17 protein-coding genes are annotated in these 21571 nt (G+C 66.6%); 4 read left to right on the plus strand and 13 right to left on the minus strand.

What is annotated here, in order from left to right; all coding sequences use genetic code 11:
• Positions 1-86: 86 nt before the first annotated feature.
• Positions 87-434, minus strand: a complete 348-nt coding sequence (locus ACT6SE_RS14810; RefSeq protein ID WP_046431838.1) for a ribonuclease E inhibitor RraB — start codon at positions 432-434, stop codon at positions 87-89.
• A 23-nt stretch (positions 435-457) separates the two neighbouring features.
• Complete coding sequence (locus ACT6SE_RS14815; protein WP_014647898.1) at positions 458-2068, minus strand: transglycosylase SLT domain-containing protein; 1611 nt, start codon at positions 2066-2068, stop codon at positions 458-460.
• 122 nt (positions 2069-2190) lie between these two features.
• On the opposite strand from ACT6SE_RS14815, the gene ACT6SE_RS14820 reads away from it, so the two are divergent.
• On the plus strand, positions 2191-3696 hold the full coding sequence (locus ACT6SE_RS14820; RefSeq protein WP_046431840.1) for a helicase HerA-like domain-containing protein: 1506 nt from the start codon (positions 2191-2193) through the stop codon (positions 3694-3696).
• Positions 3697-3821: 125 nt separating this feature from the next.
• Complete coding sequence (greB, locus tag ACT6SE_RS14825) at positions 3822-4328, plus strand: transcription elongation factor GreB (RefSeq protein ID WP_014647900.1); 507 nt, start codon at positions 3822-3824, stop codon at positions 4326-4328.
• A gap of 87 nt (positions 4329-4415) precedes the next feature.
• Here the strand turns inward: greB and ACT6SE_RS14830 are convergent, their stop codons facing one another.
• From ACT6SE_RS14830 to ACT6SE_RS14880, 11 genes are all read right to left on the minus strand, one after another.
• Entirely contained in the window at positions 4416-5240 is an 825-nt protein-coding gene (locus ACT6SE_RS14830) for a DUF3025 domain-containing protein (RefSeq protein ID WP_046431842.1), read from the minus strand.
• Entirely contained in the window at positions 5237-6598 is a 1362-nt protein-coding gene (gene rimO / locus ACT6SE_RS14835) for a 30S ribosomal protein S12 methylthiotransferase RimO (RefSeq protein WP_046431844.1), read from the minus strand. Before rimO ends, ACT6SE_RS14830 begins: the two co-directional genes overlap by 4 nt.
• 188 nt (positions 6599-6786) lie before the next feature.
• A complete protein-coding gene (locus ACT6SE_RS14840) occupies positions 6787-7002 on the minus strand; it encodes a hypothetical protein (protein WP_041863666.1) in 216 nt (71 codons plus the stop codon).
• A gap of 87 nt (positions 7003-7089) precedes the next feature.
• Complete coding sequence (locus tag ACT6SE_RS14845) at positions 7090-15378, minus strand: host specificity factor TipJ family phage tail protein (protein ID WP_444811017.1); 8289 nt, start codon at positions 15376-15378, stop codon at positions 7090-7092.
• The gene (locus ACT6SE_RS14850; protein ID WP_014647904.1) at positions 15369-15764 is read right to left on the minus strand and encodes a hypothetical protein; all 396 of its coding nucleotides are present in this window, start codon (positions 15762-15764) and stop codon (positions 15369-15371) included. The genes ACT6SE_RS14845 and ACT6SE_RS14850 overlap by 10 nt, the downstream gene beginning before the upstream one ends.
• On the minus strand, positions 15764-16225 hold the full coding sequence (locus tag ACT6SE_RS14855; RefSeq protein WP_014647905.1) for a DUF1833 family protein: 462 nt from the start codon (positions 16223-16225) through the stop codon (positions 15764-15766). The genes ACT6SE_RS14850 and ACT6SE_RS14855 overlap by 1 nt, the downstream gene beginning before the upstream one ends.
• A complete protein-coding gene (locus tag ACT6SE_RS14860) occupies positions 16222-16575 on the minus strand; it encodes a hypothetical protein (protein WP_014647906.1) in 354 nt (117 codons plus the stop codon). Before ACT6SE_RS14860 ends, ACT6SE_RS14855 begins: the two co-directional genes overlap by 4 nt.
• On the minus strand, positions 16572-18887 hold the full coding sequence (locus tag ACT6SE_RS14865) for a phage tail tape measure protein (RefSeq protein ID WP_219626730.1): 2316 nt from the start codon (positions 18885-18887) through the stop codon (positions 16572-16574). The genes ACT6SE_RS14860 and ACT6SE_RS14865 overlap by 4 nt, the downstream gene beginning before the upstream one ends.
• Before the next feature lie 94 nt (positions 18888-18981).
• On the minus strand, positions 18982-19224 hold the full coding sequence (locus ACT6SE_RS14870) for a phage tail assembly protein T (RefSeq protein WP_227864145.1): 243 nt from the start codon (positions 19222-19224) through the stop codon (positions 18982-18984).
• 80 nt (positions 19225-19304) lie between these two features.
• Complete coding sequence (locus tag ACT6SE_RS14875) at positions 19305-19649, minus strand: hypothetical protein (protein ID WP_014647908.1); 345 nt, start codon at positions 19647-19649, stop codon at positions 19305-19307.
• Positions 19649-20107, minus strand: a complete 459-nt coding sequence (locus ACT6SE_RS14880) for a hypothetical protein (protein ID WP_014037992.1) — start codon at positions 20105-20107, stop codon at positions 19649-19651. Before ACT6SE_RS14880 ends, ACT6SE_RS14875 begins: the two co-directional genes overlap by 1 nt.
• A 365-nt stretch (positions 20108-20472) precedes the next feature.
• Between ACT6SE_RS14880 and ACT6SE_RS14885 the strand changes: the two genes are divergently transcribed.
• Both ACT6SE_RS14885 and ACT6SE_RS14890 read left to right on the plus strand, forming a co-directional pair.
• Entirely contained in the window at positions 20473-21144 is a 672-nt protein-coding gene (locus ACT6SE_RS14885) for a dienelactone hydrolase family protein (RefSeq protein ID WP_046431849.1), read from the plus strand.
• Positions 21141-21563, plus strand: coding sequence for an HIT domain-containing protein (locus ACT6SE_RS14890; protein ID WP_014647910.1), 423 nt, complete (start codon positions 21141-21143; stop codon positions 21561-21563). Before ACT6SE_RS14885 ends, ACT6SE_RS14890 begins: the two co-directional genes overlap by 4 nt.
• Positions 21564-21571: the final 8 nt, after the last annotated feature.

Here is a 21571-nt window from a genome sequence, read left to right on the forward strand (position 1 = left end):
TCGTTTATGCATAAACGACTTAATCCCCTCCGTCCCCTTTTCCACAACGGGATGCCGGCCAGCGGCCGGCACTACCGGTACGCGCGTTACTGCAGGGCCGGGGCCGGGCCGACGTCCATGCCGTCGTAGTCTTCCACGCCCTTCTCCGCGGCCAGCGCTGCGAATTCCTGGTTGCGACGGTCCAGCGAGGCTTCGTCGTGGATCTCCACGCGCTCCACATGCAGCACGTGGAACGGCGCGTCCCCCTCTTCCGGATCTTGTTCGAACAGTTCCACGAAGGTGTAGCCCTGCGCCTGCAGGTGCTCTGCCAGTGCCTGCAACGGCTCAGCAGTGGAGTGCACGAAGAAGTACCCCCACAGCAACGGGCCGTTGATGTCCCAGTCGGTGTTTTCGCGGAGGTTGGCGAACAGGTTGCGGGTGTCTTCGAGATCCATGCGGGTTCCAGGGGTCGGGGGAATTACTTGTCGCAGCCCTGCAGCTTCAGCGTCTGGCCGTGACGCAGGCTGTAGGCCGGGGCCTTCAGGCCGTTGGCGCGGGCCAGGGTCGGCACGTCGCACTGGAACTTCGCCGCGATGGCGCCCAGGGTCTCGCCCTTGCCCACCTTGTGGCTGCGCACCGGCTTCGGGCGCGCGGCCGGCGCCGGGCGAGGCGTCGCCACCGCCGCCACCGGCGTGGTCGGCACACTGGTGGAGGCCGCAGCGTCGGCCACCGGCACCACGCCGCCCACGGCGACGCTGCCGGTGTAGCTGGCCGCGGTCGGGCGCTTGATCGCCGCGTTCAGATCGGCGGTGATCAGGGTGCGGGCCAGGTCGGCACGCGGGCCACTGACGCAGTTGCGCTGGTACAGCCCGGCGATGCGGGTGGTGGCGTTGATCAGGGTGCCGGCCGGAATCCAGCCATCGGCTTCATAGCGCGGGTTGAGGTTGCGCAGCGCGCGCATGTAGCCATCACGGGTGCCGTGGCTGCCCAGGCAGATGGTCAGTTCATAGATGGTGGTGGACTTGGCCAGGCGCAGCGTGGCCGGCTGCGCGCTGATCTTCGGGAACTCCACGCCATACTGCTGCGGGTGCAGGAAGATCCAGGCCGCGGCAATCACCATCGGCACATAGTCCTTGGTCTCGCCCGGGAACTGGTTGTAGACACTGTCGGTCCAGAAGCTCTGGCCGGCGCTCTGCTTGAACACGCGTGCGGCACGGCCTTCGCCACCGTTGTAGGCGGCCACCGACATTTCCACGTTGTTGTTCAGTTCGCGCAGGCGTTCGTTGAGGTAGCTGGCGCTGGCCTCGGCGGCGCTGCGCGCATCGAAGCGCGTGTCGAAGCCGGTGCCATCCGGGCCGAGGCCGAAGCGACGGCCAGTGGCCGGCATGAACTGCATCAGGCCGGCGGCGCCGGCACGCGAGGAGGCGTGCACGCGGCCGTTGGATTCCTTGGCCATGATGCCGAACAGCAGCGCCTCGGGCAGGCCACGCTTCTCCCACTCCGGCCACATCACCGCGCGCAGGTTCTGGTAGTTCTCGTAGCTGGTCAGCAGCGCAGGACGCATGTCGGTCAGCCAGCGACGGATGCCGGCCTGCACCGCCGGGTTGTACTCGACCATGCTGTCGAAGGCGTGCCGCTTGTCGTTCAGCAGCGCGGCAGCGCGCGCGGCCTCGGGCACATCCGCGGTCAGCGGGCCGATGTGATCCGGGTCGGCTTCCAGGCGGTCACCCCCCTCGTCGGCCACGTCATCGCTGGCAGCGGCATCGGCGTCGTGCTTGAGCAGGCGCTTGTAGCTGGCCAGCAGGGTGCCCATCTGGCAGCCCTTCTGCTTCACGCAGTCGTTGAGGACATCTTCCATGTCCTCCAGCGCGGCGTCGGCCTCGTTGCTGCCCTTGGGGTCGGCATTGGCGACCAGCAGCAGGGCGTCGCTGTAGCGCTTTTCGGCGACGGTCATGCGCTGCTGCAGCGCATCCACCTTCACCTTGTCCCGGGCCGAAACCCGCTGCGCATGGGCGTCGGGCGCCAGGGAAACCAGGCCGGCCAGGGCCAGCAGCGGCCAACCGCGGGAAATCAGGACAGGAACGGGCATTGATGGCACTGTGTGCGAAACAGGCAGGCAGAGTAGCGGCGCCGCCAAGGTCCGGGCAAGCCGACCTTCGGACCGTCACTGCCGGCGGTTAACATTGGGCTATTCATCACAAGGGCTGGACCATGGATCCGATTCTGCTCGGCAAAGGCATTACCGACGATATTGCCGTCACCCTGCTGCCGAAACTCGGCAACCGCCACGGCCTGGTGGCCGGCGCCACCGGTACCGGCAAGACCGTGACCCTGATGACGCTGGCCGAGGGCTTCTCGCGACTGGGCGTGCCGGTGTTCCTGGCCGATGTGAAGGGCGATGTCTCCGGCCTGGCCGTGCCCGGCAGCGGCGCCGAGAACCTGCTCCAGCGTGCCGCCGAGATCGGCGTGGCCGACTATGCGCCGGCCGCCAGCCCCACCCTCTTCTGGGACCTGTACGGCAAGCTGGGCCACCCGGTGCGCACCACCGTCAGCGAAATGGGTCCGACCCTGCTGGCGCGCATCCTCGAGTTGAACGACACCCAGTCCGGCGTGCTCGACATCGTGTTCAAGCTGGCCGACGACCGCGGCCTGCTGCTGCTGGACATGGACGACCTGCGCGCCCTGCTCGGCCTCGTCGCCGAGGAGCGCAAGGACATCTCCACCGAGTACGGCCTGGTCAGCGCGCAGTCGATCGCCGCGATCCAGCGTTCGGTGCTGCGCCTGGCGCAGGACGGTGGCGAGCACTTCTTCGGCGAACCTGCGCTGGAGCTGGCCGACATCATGCGCGTCAACCACGACGGCCGCGGCATGATCGGCATCCTCGCCGCCGACCAGCTGGTACTCAAGCCCAAGCTGTACTCCACCTTCCTGCTGTGGCTGCTGTCGGAGCTGTTCGAGCAGCTGCCGGAAGTGGGCGACCTGGACAAGCCGAAGCTGGTCTTCATCTTCGACGAGGCACACCTGCTGTTCGACGATGCGCCGCCATCGCTGGTGCAGCGCATCGAGCAGGTGGTGCGCCTGATCCGCTCCAAGGGCGTGGGCGTGTATTTCTGCTCGCAGTTCCCCGACGACGTGCCAGGCAACATCCTCGGCCAGCTCGGCAACCGCGTGCAGCACGCACTGCGCGCGTTCACCCCGCGCGACCAGAAGGCGGTGAAGACCGCGGCCGAAACCTTCGTGCCGAACCCGAAGCTGGACGTGGCCAAGGTACTGAGCCAGCTCGGCACTGGTGAGGCCCTGGTCTCCACGCTGCAGGACAAGGGCATCCCGATGCCGGTGCAGCAGACCATGATCGCGCCGCCACGCTGCCGGATGGGGCCGATCACCGAAGCCGAGCGCGCCCAGGTGCGTGCCGGCAGCCCGGTCGGCAGTCGCTACGACACCGCGATCAACCGCGAATCGGCCGCCGAACTGCTGGCCCAGCGTGCACAGAAGACTGTCGAACAGGCGCAGGCGCCGGCCGCGCGCAGCCGCGAGCAGGACGAAGCGCAGGAAGGCGGTTTCGGCCAGGCGATCAAGGATGCGATCTTCGGCACCAAGCGCCGCCAGGGCATGATCGAGACGATGGCCAAGCAGACCACGCGCACCGTCGGCACCAAGCTGGGCAACCAGATCGTGCGCGGCATCCTGGGTGGCATCTTCGGCGGAAAGCGTTGATCTGCCACGGCCGGGGTCAGAGCCCTTTCCGCTGGAAAGGGATCTGACCCCAGGGTCGGATCCCCCCGCCAGGGATGGCTCCGACCCCACTCCCCGTTCGTCATCCAGAAAAGAAGTCGTATTGCATGTCGCGTTGGCGCCCCCCCGCAGAAAAAAGCACGGCACTGATCACTGCCTCCGGGCATGCCCGGCTGAAGGCCGAACTGGATGAGCTGTGGCGCGTGCGCCGCCCGGAGGTGGTGAAGGCACTGGCCGCGGCCGCCGCGGAAGGTGACCGCTCCGAGAACGCTGAATACACCTATCGCAAGAAGCAGCTGGGCGAGATCGACCGTCGCGTGCGCTACCTGACCAAGCGGCTGGAATCACTGCGCGTGGTCGACACCACGCCGACCGACCCGCTGGCGGTGTTCTTCGGCGCATGGGTGGAACTGGAGAATGTGGACAGTGGCGAGACCAGCCGCTATCGCATTGTCGGGCCGGATGAGACCGATGCCGGGCTGGGCTGGATCAGCATCGATTCGCCGTTGGCGCGGGCGCTGCTGAAGAAGCGACTGGATGATGAATTCTCGGTGGAGCTGCCCGGCGGGCAATTCACCTTTGCGGTGATCGGGGTGGAGTACGCGCCGTTGTAGAGTCGAGTCATGCCCGACCTCGCTGCCGTTGTAGAGCCGAGCCCATGCTCGTCTGATGGGCAAACGCAGCCGAGCATGGGCTCGGCTCTACAACGGCGGCGGGTATGTGCGCCCTGCGCGCAACGGGCGGAAATACCCGGCATTGCGATAGAAGGCGGAATCCTGCACGCCGTGCCAGCCAGGAATACCCGCCAACGGCAGGGGCCGCAGCTGCAGCGGATCGGTCACTGCCCTGCCTTCGGCAATGGCCGCAGTCACCGCGTCAACGCAGGCAGCATCGGCATCACCCTGCACCACCACGCACTTGCCCACCAGCAATCGCCCCGGCAGCAGTGCCTGTTCCATCAACGCGTGCCCGAATACCGTGGCAATGGCGATGTCACCGCTCTGCCAGCGCGTTGGCTCGAACAACGCAGGCCAGTCATGCCCATCCCACGCGCGCAGCAACGTGACATCCCCCACACGCACGATCACGCCGGTTTCGTCGAACTGGGTCAAGGCGGCCTGCGCGCGGTTGCGCTGGCCGGGTGGCATGGCTTCGATATGCCGGCACTGCTGCACGTTGAGTGCCCGCTTGAGCTGCGGGTGGGAGGCCCACACCAGCGCGTTGAACAGGTCGTGCCAGTTGTCGGCACGGGTGGCGATCCGCCCCTGCGCGATGCGGGCCTCGTAGTGCAGGCCATCGGCCAGCAACGCGGCATCCTGTTCGACCAGCTGCCAACCCGGCAGGGACAGGCGTGCGTCAAGTGCCGCGATGGACGGCCAGTGGGAGCCAACCAGCAGATCACGGAAATCCTGCAGCCCGGCAAACAGCGGCTGCGCGAACACCTGCGGATCGATCGCCGCACGTGGCGGCGGTACGAAGCGACGGACGCCGCCCCCGTCACTGGCGGCGGTCGTCGCTGCGGTCACAGCATCTTGAGGTCGAATGCCGGGCGGGTAGCGGCGGGCAGCGCGTCACCGTACAGGTCGTGCTCGTCGCTCTCGGTGATTTCCACGTCGACGAAGTCGCCCACGCGCAGCGGCACCTGGTCGGCGTTCTGGATGTGCACCAGTCCGTCGATCTCCGGCGCATCGGCCCTGGAACGGGCCACGGCGATATCGCCTTCGATGGCGTCGACCAGGCACTGCTGCACGGTGCCGATCTTGGCCTCCAGGCGTGCGGCGGAGATCTGCGCCTGCTTCTCCATGAAGCGGGCCAGACGCTCCTGCTTCACTTCCTCCGGCACAGCATCGGGCAGATCGTTGGCGGTGGCCCCCTCGACCGGCGAATAGGCGAACGCGCCCACGCGATCCAGCTGCGCTTCGTCGAGGAACGACAGCAGTTCTTCGAACTCGGACTCGGTCTCGCCCGGGAAGCCGACGATGAAGGTCGAACGCACGGTGATGTCCGGCGCGATACGGCGCCAGTTCTGCACGCGCTCCAGGGTCTTCTCGACCGCACCGGGGCGCTTCATCAGGCGCAGGATGCGCGGACTCGCATGCTGGAACGGGATGTCCAGGTACGGCAGGATGCGGTTCTCGGCCATCAGCGGCACCACTTCGTCCACGTGCGGATACGGGTAGACGTAGTGCATGCGCACCCACGCATCCAGCTCGGACAGGCCTTCGCACAGCGCCTTCAGGCGGGTCTGGTAGGCCTTGTCGCGCCACATCTTCTCGGCGTACTTCACGTCCACGCCGTAGGCAGAGGTGTCCTGCGAAACCACCAGCAGCTCACGCACGCCACCACGCACCAGGCGCTCGGCTTCGCGCAGCACCTCATCCACCGGGCGCGAGACCAGCTTGCCGCGCATCGACGGAATGATGCAGAAGCTGCACTTGTGGTTGCAGCCTTCGGAAATCTTCAGGTAGGCGTAATGGCGCGGGGTCAGCTTGATGCCGTAGTCGGGCACCAGGTCCACGAACGGATCGTGCTTGGGCGGCAGTGCTTCATGCACCGCTTCCATCACGCTCTGGTAATCCTGCGGGCCGGACACCGCCAGCACGTTGGGGTACGCCTCGCGGATCTGCTCAGGGCGCTTGCCCAGGCAGCCGGTGACGATGACCTTGCCGTTCTGGTTCATCGCCTCGCCAATGGCATCCAGCGACTCGGTCACTGCCGAATCGATGAAGCCACAGGTGTTGACCACCACCACGTCGGCCGAATCGTAGGACGGGACGATGTCGTAGCCTTCCGAGCGGAGCTGGGTGAGGATGCGCTCGGAATCGACGAGGGCCTTCGGGCAGCCAAGGCTGACGAAGCCGACTTTGGGGTTCAGCTGGGACATGGAATCGCGGGACTCTGGGGGCCTGGGCCCCTGCCGGCATGGCAGGGGTTCCTGGGGGCCGGGGCCTGAAAGGGCGCCAGTATACCGGGCTTCGGGCCAGCGCCCTGAATCGCCGCTGCCGCCTGCGGCGCCTGGCCCGTGAAGGGTCAGTACCCGGTCATATCCAGCACCACTGCAACCGCCCGGTCTCAGCCAGCGGCTGCTTCAATGGGCAGCGCTTCTTCCACCTCGATCGCCTCGAACCGGTACAGTGCCCCGAACTTCAAGGCATACGCATCCAGCGGCGATACCGGGATCACCATCTGCGGAAGAAGGTTCTCGCCCTCCGGCCGGAAATGCAGATTGACCACCCCCGACTGCTCCACTGCGCGGGTCAGCAGGACAAGACGTGCGTTGAACTTCATGTTGGATCTCCAAAAAAAGGGCCGCATCCACCGGCGGCCCGAACGGTTTTCATGCAGGGCACCCACCGCGACGGGCAGGTGCACGGGTCACCACACGCCCATGCGCACGCGCAGGCGTCCGGCTTCGTCATAGACCCGCCAGTTGCCATCGCTGTACTCGGTACGACGCCCGCCACCGGGGGCACTGACACTGAACGCGTCGGCCACCACATCGAAACGCGAGACCTGGCCGCTGGACGCCAGTTGCACGCCCCCTACCCGGCCATCTGCACGGACGTTGACCGACCACTGCGCGGAAGACTCGGTGCCTCCGGCCGACCAGGTGGGCGGGGCGGTTGCTGCCGCGTCCACCTGGCTGAGCATCGGGCGGAACATCCAGAAATAGGGCGTGTTTCCACCGGTGCCGATCACGATCACGCGAAAGCGAGCGAAGGTCGCCGTGGCGGGCGCCTTGGTGATCAGGAACGTGCGCGTCAAGCGGTCGAGCGTGATCGGGGTTCCGGTATCGCTCCTCACGCCCGGGCTGTGCACCAGCCCCTGGTGATTGCCGGCCGCATCGAAGAACGTCATCTCCAGCTTGGCTTCCACGCGATGGGTATTGATCCAGGCGGACGCGCAATAGGTCTTGCCGCCTTCGATGGCGATGTCGTACTCGGTTCCCCACCATGCCATTTCGCCTGCTGCGACGACGCCGGGCGTCACCGCGCCCAGCCCGAAGATCCCCTGCGGATGCCAGTTGTCATCGCCGGTGGGGTTGCCCAGTTCGGTCCACCGCCCGTTCGGATTACTGCCCCAGCCCCACCCCGAGCGCTGCCAGAAGGGGAACGTGGTGTTCATCAGCAGGTTGCCACCGGCGCCCAGATTCTTGACCTGCGCCTGCATGCTGGTGACCACGGCTGCATCCGCCTTGCCACCCAGTGAGGCCTGCACGCCATCGATCCGCCCGGACAGCGCGGTCAGTTGCGTACCCTGCTGGCTGACCTGGCTGTTCAGCTGCGAGAAGCCGCTGGCCGATACATCGCCCACCTGGGTCTTGAGCTGGGTCAGGTCACGCGCGGTGGTGTCCAGCTTGGTGCCCTGCTGGCTTACCGAGGTGCTCAGCCCCGTGATGGCCGAGGCATTGGCATCGTTGGCCACCTGGTCGGTGATGTCATAGACCTGGACGCTGTCCACCCGCACCTGACCGTTGTCGGGATGAACATAGAGGTTCAAGCGCCAGGCATCGATGCCGCTGTTGAAGGCATCGAAGTCGAACGATCGGGTCTCGAACGCCTCCACCGCGAACACGGCACGCAGATCCTGGTAGGACTGCTGGCCTGCCGCATTCTTGCGATACATCCGCACCAGCAGATTGTTGGCGCCGCCAGCACCGCAGGCGCGGACGATCACCCGCAGGCGGCGCGCGCCGTTGATCGGCACCCATTTGCCACCGTTGGCCTGCAGGGTCGGATTCACGTTCGTGTAGCGGTTGAGCAGCACACCTGGGCGTCCGTCGCCGTTGACCGTACTCCACACCGCCCCATTGGCCGCCGCCGATGCCGTCCACCCCCCCAGCCCTTCGGCGAAGTCGGGATTGGGCAGCAGGCCGCTTCCGGTGTTGAGCACGCCCTTCAGCCCGCTGGACAGGTCGGTGAGCTGCTGCGCCTGCGCGTCGACCTTCGTGCCCTGCTGATCGACTTTGGTGGTCAGCGCGGTCACCGCGGTGGCCGTGGCAGCGGCGCTCTGCTGCGCGGCGTAGGCGTCGGTGACATCGATCATGCGGATGTCGTCCACCTGCACGCGCACGCCCACTTCGCGCGCACCACTTCCTCCCGGAATGCTGACCAGCATCCGCCACTTCGCCGCAGGCGCGGCGGTGTCCAGGTAACCGCTGACCTTGGTCCAGCCATCCTTGCGCAGCGAGGCCAGTGCGTAAGCCTGCAAGGGCCACGAATTCTCCGCATTGGCTTCGTTGGTGGTCTGCCAGCCCACCCGGATGGAACCACCGGTCGGCTGGATACTGTCCGGATGCAGGCGGGCGTAGTACTCCACATAGATGCGGCGATTGCCGGTGATGGGGGTCCACTGCCCGAGGTACAGGTCCGCATTGGTGTTCGGACTGGTGTTGGCCGCAACGTTCACATCCAGACCGCGCTCACCGGTCCGGCGAGCATCGGCGCGGGCGGTGTAGATCGTGCCCGCCGCACTGCCCAGCAGCTGGCCATCCTGGAACGTTTCGAACGCACCCAGCGGGAACAGGCTGTCGCTGCCATTGAGGACCGACTGCACGTCCGACTGCAGCTTGAGCACACTGGACGCACTGCTGGTGACACGATCGCCCAGCTGCACCACGTCGCTGCGCAGGTTGGCGATGGCCGTCGCGTTGCCGGCGATGTCCTGCGCATCGGTGATGTCGTAGAACTCGATCCGGTCGAACAGCACCTTGCCGCCGGCGTTGGTCAGATGCACCTGCGGCATGATCTCGTTGCGATCCTGCGCGGCAGACCATTCGGCCGTGTAGGTTTTCCAGGACGCATCGGACAGGTTCAGCGTCACGTCGGCATGGCTTTCGCCTGTACCCGTGGTTCGCACGCGCAACCGGCAGACCAGGGTCGCCGTGGCTTCATCAAAGGCGCGAGCCACCATCACCAGTCGGTACCGGCGCGACCGCCCCGCAACCACCGGCAACCACCGCGCGTCGTTGGCCGTGATGAAGGGGTTCTGCCCGGCCTGCGGCCCATGCGTCATCAGCAACGCATCACCACTCTGGCCCGATGCCTTCACCCACTCCACGGTGTTGGCCGACACGGTACGGGTCAGCGTCCACCAGGCGGCACTGCCAGCAAAGTTACTGTTGCGCAGCACGTTGTCGCTGCTGGTCACCGAGGTGTCGACCCGCGCGGCCAGGCTGGTCAGGCTGTCGGCGGCGGACACCAGGTCGGTACCGAGCTTGCTGACGTCGGTGCGCAGCCCGGTCAATGCGTCCGCATTGCTCCGCGCCGTACGATCGAGCATCGACGAATCCTGCGATCCGGTCGGCACGCCATTGAGCACGGTGACGGTCATTTCCACCCACATGCCAGTACGGCCGGTCTCCGGCAAGGGCGACAGGATCTGCCTGCCACCGCCGGCACCACTCCTGCGCCGCCCGATCATCACCAGCATCCGCGACCCCGACAGGGCCGCCAGGTTTTCCTGTGACAGGCCCGCGTCCAGCAGGCGGGTGCGCAGGCCACTGGTGTCGCTGTTGCTGGCACTACTGATCGCCCCCACTGCATCGGACGTATAGGCAATGAAGTACTGGTTGTCCTTCAGCGTCTGGTCGTACCAGGTGTTGAAGCGGGCCGACTCGCTCTGCAGATTGCCATGGGTATCGAACACCGCCGTATCGGTGATGCTGTTGTCCGCATTGATGATGCCCACCCGCAGCCCCCGGTTGGCGCCCATGCCCGGCACGATGCTGCCATTGGCACGGTACACACCCGATGCACGGGGGCCACCGGTGGGCCAGGCGAGGATATGTGCGTTGGCGATGATGTTGTAGGCCACCATGTTGCCGATGCCCGAGGCCAGCCGGGTGACGTCCTCGGCGGCACTGCTCAGCTTGCCATCGATCTGTTCCACCCTGGTCGACAGGCCACTGACCGCCGCAGCGTTCGCGTCGACATCGGTCACATCCTCCACCCACAGATCGTCCAGCCACAACGTGCCGGCCGTGCCATTGCGATTGATCGTGACCTTGATGCCCTGCACCGTGCCGGTAGGCGGCAACGTCACGAAGGTCTCGGTCTTGACCCAGTCCACCGATTTCGGGAACGACTGCGTGGCGCCGCCCATCAGGTTGCCGTTGTGGTCGGCGACGCGCAGCTTGGTATTGTCGGCGGTGCCGTCGAAGTCCTCGCTGGTCCGCGTCCAGCACGACACCCGATAGCGCCGGCCGGCGGTCAGGGTGATGACGCGCCCCTCATTGACCGCGGCGCTGACCACCGTATTGCTTCCGCCCGCATAGGGCTCCGCCTTCCAGCACAGGCTGTTGCCGCGGCCCTCGCGCACCACCGATGCTGCGGTGGTGTTGAAGAACGTCCAGCCGGTGCCAGCGCCCAGGTTGAAGTCGCCATTGAGCGCGAGGTTGCTGCCCGCGCCCATCACCGCTTCCATGCGACTCTTCAGCTGCACCAGGTCCTGGCTGCTGCTGGTAACCCGGCCATCGAGCTGCCCGACTTCGGTCTTCAACGCATTGAAGGCGCTGGATCCGATCTTGTCCCCCATCGTGGCATCGAGGCTGTCCACGCGCCGCCCCAGCGCGGTGTCAGCGGTCACCATCGCCTGCTGCAGGCTGCTGACACTGGCACTGGTGGCCAGCGCGCCGGTGCCTGCCGGCATCCGTGCCTGGAGTGCCTGGATCGACTGCGCGTTGACCTGGTCGCCACTCAGCCGTGCGGTCTTCTCGGCCGCGATCAGGCCCTGGCTGACCCCTGCCAGGTCACCGCCCTCGTAGCTGCCGCGCAACTGCACGGCCAGCGACTCGCGCCGGCCCGCTTCGCTGCTGTCTGCTGCGACGCGTGCAGTGGCTTCGTCCTGCAGCATGGCCACCGACGCACCCGGCGTCGGGCGACCGATCGCCACCCAGTCCAGCAGGAAGTAGTCGGCATCGGTCTGCGCCTTGGACAGATCCAGGCGGATCTGGTCGACGATGGTCCCGTTCCATGGAATGTTGTCCACGTCCAGCGTCGCGATGCCGTTGCTGTCATAGCTTGGCTCCGCGAACTGCACCATGCGTGCGTTGTCCCACGACTGGCCGGGACCATTCCACAGCAGGCGCCCGTCCCAGGCAGGACTGCCCACCTTGCGGATGCGCAGCTTGACGAAGCGGTGCGCCGCGCCCTGGACATCCTGGCCGCGCGGGCTCGTCACGAAGGCGTCGCTGGCATGGTTGGCCGGGCGCAGCCAGCCCTCCACCAGCGTTGGACTGCCGCCATTCGCGCCCCAACCTTCCACGCTGCTGTCGAAGTACCAGATGCGCTTGCTGTCGAACTGCACGCCACTGCCTGCCGACAGCTGGCTCACCATGCGGGTCAGGTTCTCCACATCCGACCGGCGCTCGCTGGTTTCGCGGGTCACCGCCGTGGTCAGCTCGGTGCGGGTATTCAGATCGCCGGCAGCACGGTCCAGCACTTCGCGCGCCAGGCCATCGGTGTTCGCCTTGAGCGCCTGCGCCTGCTGGTCCAGCCGTTCGGCCTGGCCGGCAAGTCGTTGGGCGCTGGCGGTGATCTGGTCCTGCAGGCGCAGCGATTCGCTACGCAGCGCCTCGGCTGCACGGGTGGCGGCGGCCAGGTCGCTGTCGATGCGGGCGTTGATTTCCTTGCCCAGGTCCTGCTTGACCGATTCGACCACACCGCCGATTCCCTCCAGCGTCTGCCCGGTATTGCGCCCCAGCGAGCGTCGCAGGTAGCGGGCACCGACGGACAGCACGCCAGCGGTGTTGCGACTGCGGCACGCAAACGTCCAGCTGCCCGCCTCTGGCAATACGGCTTCGATTGCGGAGGTGAAGAAGCCACCGGCATCGCCCAGCGGGGTCATGTGCTCCCACAGCGGGTTGTCGATACTGCCGGCGGTATAGCGGATTTCCACGCCGGCGAAATCAGCCGACTGCACGGTGTCGCCGGAGAAGCCCCACACATACCGGCGCACGCCACCGCTGAGCTCTTCGATGTCGAACAGATCGACCAGGACCGGCGGCGCATCGGCACCCAGCGTGGTGTACTGGGTGGACACGGCAACGCCGGCACGGCCATCGGGGCTGTACGGACGAACGACCACCGGATAGGTACCCGCTCCGGGAATCGCCCAGCTCGCTGATCGCGTGCTGGTGCGTGCCACTTCCTCCAGCGCGGCATTGCCGTCTGGATCGGACAGGACCCGCGTTTCGCCGGTGGGTCCACTGATATCGAAGCTGGCCTGCAGTTCGGTATGCACGCTGCCACCCCGGCTGACCTGGCGCTCGACCACCTTCAGATTGCTGGCCACCGGCCGGGTCTGCAGCGAGGATTCATTCGACGGCGGCACATACTGCCCGGTCCGCACGTAGTGCCAGAACTCGGGCCCCTCCTGCACCACCTCCACAGCGGCGCCCTTCAGGTCACCTTCCGGGCGGATGCCGGTCACGCGCACGCGGGTACCCGGCGTCTGCTTGAAGTCGTAGATCCAGATCGTGTCGTGTGCAGGATTGCCGTCGTTGTGGCCCGGCAGCGGTGCATCTGCCGGCCACGGATCGGCCAGCACCAGCCTGTCACTTGGCTCAGCGCCCGGAACCACGCGCAGTACGCGGTAGACACGCTCGCCTGGAATACGCAGGCCGATGAACGCACTGCCCAGCGAAGGTGCCGGGACCGTCTCGTCCAGTTGCAGCGTGGCAACGCCTGCAGCGTCGACGGCGGCATCGATCAGGCGGCCACCGAAGCCCCACTGGGTAAGGTCGTGCTGCAACGCCAGCACCGACAACCGCGAGTAGGCCAGGTGTTCGATGTCGGTGCTGTAGCTGATCGACTTGTATTGATAGACGCTCTGCGCCAGATGCCAACGCGCCAGCATCGCGGCATGGGCTTCGGAGCTGACGCCCTCACCGGTGATCTTGGCCGGATTGAGCATCACCTCCACGCCCGGCGCCGGCACGCGCAGCGTCGCCGCCTTCCAGGTGCGGCGGTCCAGGTAGCTGTACTCGATGCCGTCGGCAGCGTTGGCCAGGGTGTAATCGACCTGGAACTGGCCCTTCTTGATCGTGGCCATGTTGACCACGCCGGACAGGGGCTGCTCATCGGCCGCCCAGGCCACGCCCAGCCGGCCCTTGGCCCAGGTCACCTGGCCGAAGCCGGCCAGCGCGATGGCGTCGAGCACTGCCTGGTGGCTGCGCACCTCGGTCAGCCAGTAGTCGTAGCCCAGCGCGTTGTCCGCGCAGTGCAGCATGAAGGCTTTCAGGCTTTCGATATCGATGCGCCGGTCGGCCATGCCCAGGCCGGCGATGCGCTTGCCGTTCTCATCATGGATGCCACGCGCGTAGGCCAGGATCTGTGCGCCCGGGTTGCTGGTTTCCTCGGTCACCCAGCCGGCCGCTTCCCCCTTCCACACCGGAATCGGTCGCGCGTGGGCCACGCAGCGGATCTCATCCGGGGTGCCATTGAGCTGGCCGGACGCCTTCATCTGCAGGCCGATGGCAGGAATTCCGGCATGGCTGGCGTCGTCGCGCTGCACGCTGACCAGCGTGGTCCAGGTGAAATTCGCCTGCGCGCCACTGCCATCGGTGTTCTGCCCGGCCACGCGTACGCGCACGTCGTACTGGCCCAGCTCCACGTCGCGGCCGTAGCTGACGCGGCGCGCCTTCTGCGTGCGTCCCACGACGCTGTAATTGCCGAACGACTGCCAGGCATCGGAGCCGACCGGCCGGTACTGGATCTGGATCTGCTCGCGGTTGTCCTTGTCCTTGCCCTTGGACGTGGTATCCCACAGCCGGAACTCGATGTTCACCTGCAGGCGCAGAGAGTCAGCGGAGCTGGTGCGTTCCACCCACGGGCTGGCCACGTGCTTGGCATCGCTGCCGGTATCGAGCAGCTGCGCGCCTTCAATCACATCCGCGTTGCTGTACAGCGGAATCGCTTCGTCGGGCATCTGCGGGAAGCCGCGAAACCAGGTGCGCACGCCTTCGTAGCTGGACAGCGCCGAATCACCGTTCTGCAGGGCCTCCACCCGGCCAACGTTGATGCCCGGGCTGAGGGTCAGGCCGACGTACTGCTCATCGCCCTCGAACCAGGTATAGGGGCGGCTGATCAGGTCCGGAGCGAGGCGCGTGGAACCGAACAGCAGGCCCAGCGGTTCATAGGCGCGCACACGGTTGCGCGGCGCTGCCAGGGAATACGCCGTGTCGGCGACACCGCCACCGCCACCTGCACGGGGAGGCTTCGGGCCCAGCACCTTGTTGATCAGCACGCTGCCGGCAACATAGACCGCCGACGCCAGCGCGGTGCCGTAGGTGGCGCTGAGCCCCGCAACGGCGCCTGCGCCCCACGCGGAACCGGCCACCAGCGTGCCGATGCCGAAGGTGAAATAGGTCAGCGCGATCATCGCCACCAGCGGAATCACCGCCTTGCCCACCACGCTGCGCACTTCGATCAACTGGCCATGGCGCGGTCGCGTGTGCATCCACTGCTCGCGCGGCACCTCCAGCCCGTCAACGCAGACCTGCCATGCGCGGCCATCGAGCCCGTCTACATGGCGCATGAGGAATGCGTACAGGCTTTCACCCGGGCGCAGTTCGACCGGCACGTTGCGCTGGCCATCCAGCAGCACCGGGTGCGGGGTGATGATGAGGCGGCCGTCGACCGCCGGTTGTGGTGTCAGTTCCATGCGTAGTATCCCTCGATCCTCAGCCCAAATCCGGGCAGGTCACGAACGCGGTGCAGCACGCTGCAGCCGTTCGTTTCGTTGCTGTGCAAGACCCAGCCCTCATGAGCCAGGAAAAAGAAAACCCCGGCGTGGCCGGGGTTGTGTTGTCCGCGTTCGATCATCAGTACCAGGTCGCCGTCCTGTGGAGGGCCCTCGCGAGGTACCGCCTGCGCGCGCGACAATGCGCCCAGCTCGGCCGAGCCGCGCCGCCCGCGCGGCCGGCGTCCGGGCAGTGCCACTTCACGGGCGAACAGCGCCCGCTGCACCTGCATCACCAGGTCGGCGCAGTCGCACGCTGCTTCGTCATAGGGGATGCCCACCCATCGCTCGACGTCGACCAGGCGCATCAGAAGATTCCCGGCAGCGTGAACGGATTGGCATGCAGCAGCACGGCCTGCTGGCGCATCAGGAAGTCGACACCACACTGGGCACTGACCGTGCGCGTGTTGACCGACACCTGGGTCATCGGCAGGTCGTACTCGGCCTCGATGGCATCCGGATCGGCGCGATCGGTCAGCATCAACCGAGCGGTCACCATCTCTCCGGGGGCAAGCCCTTCCAGGTCCTCGGTGAGTGCGCGGCCGATGTTGTCGATCACCAGCTGCGCGCGCGGTGCCTGTCCACTGACATCGTCGGGAAGCTGGAAGCCGAACGGTGCGGCAATGAACTCCTTGCCGTTGCTGGTCCAGTTGACGTTGTCGTTGACGATCCGCAACACCTCCGGCATCGACGGCGCCGACACTTCCAACAGCATCAGCGGTCCCTGGGTGTCGGCCAGGCGCTGGCGGCGCTCATGGAAGGAACTCATCGCATGTACTCCAGTACAAGATCGCGCTTGGAGAAGCGGAACCGGGTGTTCAGTGGCACCAGGCGGCCGATGCCCTGCGGGAAGCGGGCGCTGATCGGCTGCCCGGTCCGCGGGTGCTCCATCGTGAACCAGCCGACGCGACCGACATCGTGCAGGTACCACGCTTCGAATGCCTCGGCGTCAGCCGCGGTGCGGAACTGCACCGAGGCGTACACGTTCTTCATCACCCGGCTGTTGAGCGCGCGCATCTTGCTGGGGCCGCGCTCCATCTCGGTCCGCTCTTCCGAAGCGACGATCTCCTCGCCGTAATCCGCAAAGCGGATTTCTGCATATTCTGGCCAACTGCTCATCCCACTGCCTCCGTCCATCCGTATCGGGCCCGTCCAATGGCGCCCAGCTCACCACCGTTGAGGCTGTCGCCCACGATGTCGATCACCAGCCGCCGTACTTCGCTGCCATCGGGCATGCGCTGCCGCTCTTCCCGGGTGTTGACCCGGCTTTCGCCGTAGTTGTTGATTTCCACATTCATCCCACCCTCGCCGGCACGGGCAATCGGTACCTGCACATAACCCCCGCTATCACCACCGGACAGGCCATTGCCGGTTCGCAGCGAAGTGCGCAGGGCGAAGAATGCCGATGGGCCGCCGAGCGCAGCCATGTCTTCCTGGCTGAGCACGCCCTCGCCCTTGTGGACGATGCCGGCCGGCTCGTACTTGCCCCCTGGGCCTGTATAGCCGCCGATGGAAAAGCCGGTGATCTTCGGTCCGAACATCTGCCCGATCGAACTGATCAGCCCACTGACCATCTGTTTGGCTGCCACGCGCGCCAGATCGGCGATGATCGAGTCGGCGAGGTCGGAGAAGGACAGCTTTCCGGTCTGGGCAAACTTGACCAGACTGTCTTCCAACCCGCCCAATGCATTACTGAAGACGCCGTGGCTCAACTCGGCGGCATTGGCCGCGGCATCGGCATAGTCCTCGAACGCCCGCATTGCGCCGTTCTTCCAATCGGACTGGTATGCCTTCTTGTTCTCCTGGAACTCTGCCTCGCGTTGCAGTGACTGTTCATGGAATGCATCGAGCTCGGCCAGCCGGGCTCTGTAGCGCTCCGACTCGATGACCTTGCCGTCCTCACCACGCGACTCGTCGTCCAGCGCGCGCTTTCGATTGTCCCGATCCTCATCCAGAGCGGAACGGCGTTGCATGCGATCCACGCTCGCTGCGCCATGGCCGATGCCGAACAGCGCCTGGTCGTTGCCGCGCTGCTGTGTATGCGCCGCCTGCTGGAGTTCCCGCTGCAGCTTCAGCAGATCCTGCTGGGCCTTCTTCGACGCTTCAGCGGCTGCCGCTTCCTTGGCCAGGGCCACCGCGGCGTCCAGCGAGGCCTTCACCCGCAGTTGCTTCTGCTCGCTGAGCTTCTTCTCGGCATGCTCCATCTCGTCAAGGAGGGTGACCTGCAGCTTTTCCGCCTCTGTCATCCCTTCCTTCAGCTTCTGCCGCACCCGGTCCTGGGCGATCTGCTTCTCGATGCGATCCATCAGCCCGGCGTACGCATCAGCCTGCTCGTGCACGCCCCTGACCGACTGCTGGGCGGCCTGCTGCTGTTCGCGGAACTGGGCCTTGCGTTCGATGTCGGCCTTCTTGCGCGCGGCATCCCTGTTGAACTCTGCGCGCTGGGCCGGGTCCATCTTGTCCGGGCCGCCCCTTGCGTTGATCTCCGCGCCGCGTTCAGCCATCCAGGCCGCGTACTCGCCACGGGTCAGCCGGATCCACTCGACCTCGTCCCGCCACGCCTCTCCGCGCATGGCGCCCAGCATGCCGTTGAAGGCATCGGTCGCCTTCAATGCGTTCCATTGCGTCGCACCCAGAGACGCGATGAGCTGGTCAAGCGTCTGGTTGTCCACGTTCTGGATGGCCGCGGCAATCGCATTGAACAGCTTCTCGTCGAGGGCGCCCCTGATCGTTTCTTTCAGGCCCCGGAACTTCTCCTGGACCGGCGCGACCTCCGCCTGGAACGCTTCCAGGTTCGCCCTGGCCTTCTCCAGCTCGGCGTAGTCCGAGGCTGCACTCAGGCCCGCCCCTTCCCGTCCCGATCGCTGGCCATGACTCACTCGGCCTTCCCAATGGACGACCGAGCCCTGCAGCGCCTTCTCGCGTGCCTCCAGCTCGCGCAGCGCCCTGGCCTGCTCATGCAGCGTGGCGACCGCCTGCTCCAGGGGCAGCGTGCCCGCGCCCATGCCCAGGCCGGCCTGGTCCATCGAGAACGACATCTGCTGCAGCGACTGCATCTGCTCCTTGTACTCGCTGCGCGCACGTTCGGACGCCTTGACCATGTCCAGGTACGCTTCGCCCAGCTTCTGCACCGACGCGATGGCGATGCCCCATGGGCCACCGGCGGCCGTCAGCAGGCCGCTACCAAGCTCCTTCAAGCCGCTGCCGAGCACATCGCCGCCGACGTTGGCCTTTGCCTTTGTCGCGGCCTTGCCCGTTGCGCCCTCCGGTGCCGCATGCACGCGCGCCAGCGCGGCGGCCGTCCGCTCGGCCTCCGCGCGCAGTGTCTTGAGATTCTGCGTTGCCAGGCGGCTGGCCTCCGCCATTGCGGTACGGAAGCCCGTCGTGTTGACCCGCAGTACTACGTCTAGATTCTGGTTAGTGGACGCCATACGCGTTCCTCCAAGAATGATGAGGGGCCCCGCAGGGCCCCAGGTTCGATTGCATGCCACGCATCGGAGAAGCAATGCCCTGCCCCGCCCGGAATCACGCCGCAGCGTTGCGCCGCGATGCGCTGCCGAACAGTTCCAGCAGCTGCTGCGAGCGCTCCTTTGCCGCCCTCTCCGGCGACGCACGCGGTCGCACCAGCAGGAAGTCGTCGGCAGTGGTCGTATTGCCGTGCACCTGCGCCAGCACACTGGTCAGCTGGGCGAGCATCCCCTGCAGGGGCTGGTCCAACGGCTCCAGGCGTGCGAACGCATACATCTCCGAGAGCTGGCGGGAGGTCACTCCCGCCAGCAGGTGGTCCGGATGCGGGAGGCCCAGCCTCCACGCGATCCGGAACTGAAGCCGGCGCTCAGGCCGGCGGATCAGTTTTTTTCCAGCTCTCCCACGGCCGCATCGCCGAGCGCATTGAGCGTCTGCGCGACACGGAACACGCGATCCAGCGCCGCGGCCGATTTCGTGCCCAGCTGGGCCACCTCGTGGTCGGAGAACAGGCGCTCGCCCATTTCATCGACCAGGCACAGGCCGACGAATCGCGCGCGGAAGTCATCCACCTTGGGCGTGTCACCGCCATAGGTCTCCTGCTCCCAGCGATCACGGTCACGCGCCGACATCATCGCCACGCGCACGCTGCCGCCCCATTCGGGTACGGCGACGTCCTCGTGCCGGCGATCCTGCGCGTCCAGGATCTGCTGCTTGCCCAGCAGCATCACGGGGTGCCGCCAGCGGCCACGGTTACCAGCGCGAACTCACGCGGCAGCAGGTCCGCAGTGAACGTCAGCACCTGGTTGGTGCCCGGGGCCACGTTGAAGGCGGCGACCTTGGCGACGAAGGTAGCGGCATCGCCGGTGGGCAGCACCATCAGGAAGTGCAGGTCGGCATCCGGATCGGCGTCGCGCAGGATCTCCTGGCCTGCCGAGCTGCCGACCGGCCAGCGGTGGCCGGACACCTGCACGGCCTGGCCGCCGGACAGACCCGCGATGTTCTCCATCTGCTTGGAACGCAGGTTGGTGGCATCAAGTGTGTTGGCCTGGCCGCGGCCGAACGGGAAGGCGGTCAGGCCGTCGATTTCGGTATAGCCGGCCGGATTGTTCGGCGCGGTCGGGGCGGTACCGGCCTTCACGTACAGCGCGGAGTCCTGGGCGGAAATGGCTTGATTGATGGACATGGTGTTGAATCTCCTGGAAATGAAAAAGCCGCCTTGCGGCGGCTGGGGTTCGGGGTGATCAGGCTCGGGGCTGCCTGCAGTGGGTCATCGTGGCTGGCCCGTCACAGCCACCGGTTGCGCGTTGCGATCCGCAACACGCGGACAACAAAAAAGCCCCCGGCTCGCGCCGGAGGCTTGTATGTCATCGTGGCTGAAAGCTTAGGCTGTGGGTGTGCACCGGTCAATGCAGAAACAGCCCTCTGCACCGCCTTGGGAACGCACTGCCGCAAACCCGCAGCCGCCCGATCCGGCACAGCCGCTGACGCCGCGCTAACCGGCGCAGCGCCGACAATGCAGCTCTGTTCCCAGCAACGAGGAAGATGACGATGGCCGAGTGGATCACCCTGGATACGCATCACGGCCCGGTACGGGCCTGGCAGGCCCTGCCGGACGGCACCGCGCGCGGCGGCCTGGTGGTGGTGCAGGAAATCTTCGGCGCCAATCCGCACATCCGCAGCGTGGCCGAGCGCTTCGCAGCCGAAGGCTATGCGGTGCTGGCGCCCTCGTTCTTCGACCTGGTCGACGGCCCCGACGCCGACCCGGATGCGCTGCCCTACGACGCCGAGGGCGTGAAGCAGGGCCTGGAACGGGTCGGCGCGCTGGGCATGGAACGGGCGCTGGAGGTCGTGCGCGCGGCGGCCACCCGGCTGGCGCCCTACGGCAAGGTCGGCACCGTCGGCTACTGCTGGGGCGGCACGGTGGCGATGCTGTCCGCACTGCGCCTGGCGTTGCCGTCGGTCAGCTACTACGGTGCGCGCAACGTGCAGTTCCTCGACGAGGCGCCCAAGGCCCCGGTGATCTTCCACTTCGGCGCCCAGGACCGCAGCATCCCGCCGGAAGCGGTCCAGGCCCACCGCGAGAAGCTGCCGCAGATGGCCACCTACGTCTATCCGGCCGATCACGCCTTCAACCGGGAGGTCGGACATGCGTATGATCCAGACAGCGCCGCCCTGGCGCTGCAACGCACCCTGGACTTCTTCTCGGAGCATCTTGGATGAGCGAATTCGAACTCGATTCACGCCTGGCCACCGATAGCGTGCTGGTGGCGGAAGGACCGTTGTCGCAAGTGCGGCTGATGAACGACGAACGATTCCCCTGGCTGGTGCTGGTACCGCGCCTGGCCGGGGTGACCGAGTGGATCGAGCTGGACGGCGAGCAGCAGGACAAGCTGCGCACCGAGCTCAACCGCGCCTGCAAGGCCCTGAAGGGCGCAGACGGGGTGGAGAAGATCAACATCGGGGCGCTGGGCAACATCGTGCGCCAGCTGCACTTCCATGTCATCGGCCGCCATGACGGTGATCCGGCCTGGCCGGGCCCGGTCTGGGGCAGTGGCCCGGCGCACCGCTACGAGCCGGCGGCGCTGGACCAGCATGTCGCCTACTGGAAGGAACGGCTAGGATATCCGGCCCAGTCCTGAGCCTTCGC

Source organism: Stenotrophomonas sp. LC732, from assembly GCF_052446685.1.
Classification (GTDB): Bacteria; Pseudomonadota; Gammaproteobacteria; order Xanthomonadales; family Xanthomonadaceae; genus Stenotrophomonas; species Stenotrophomonas muris.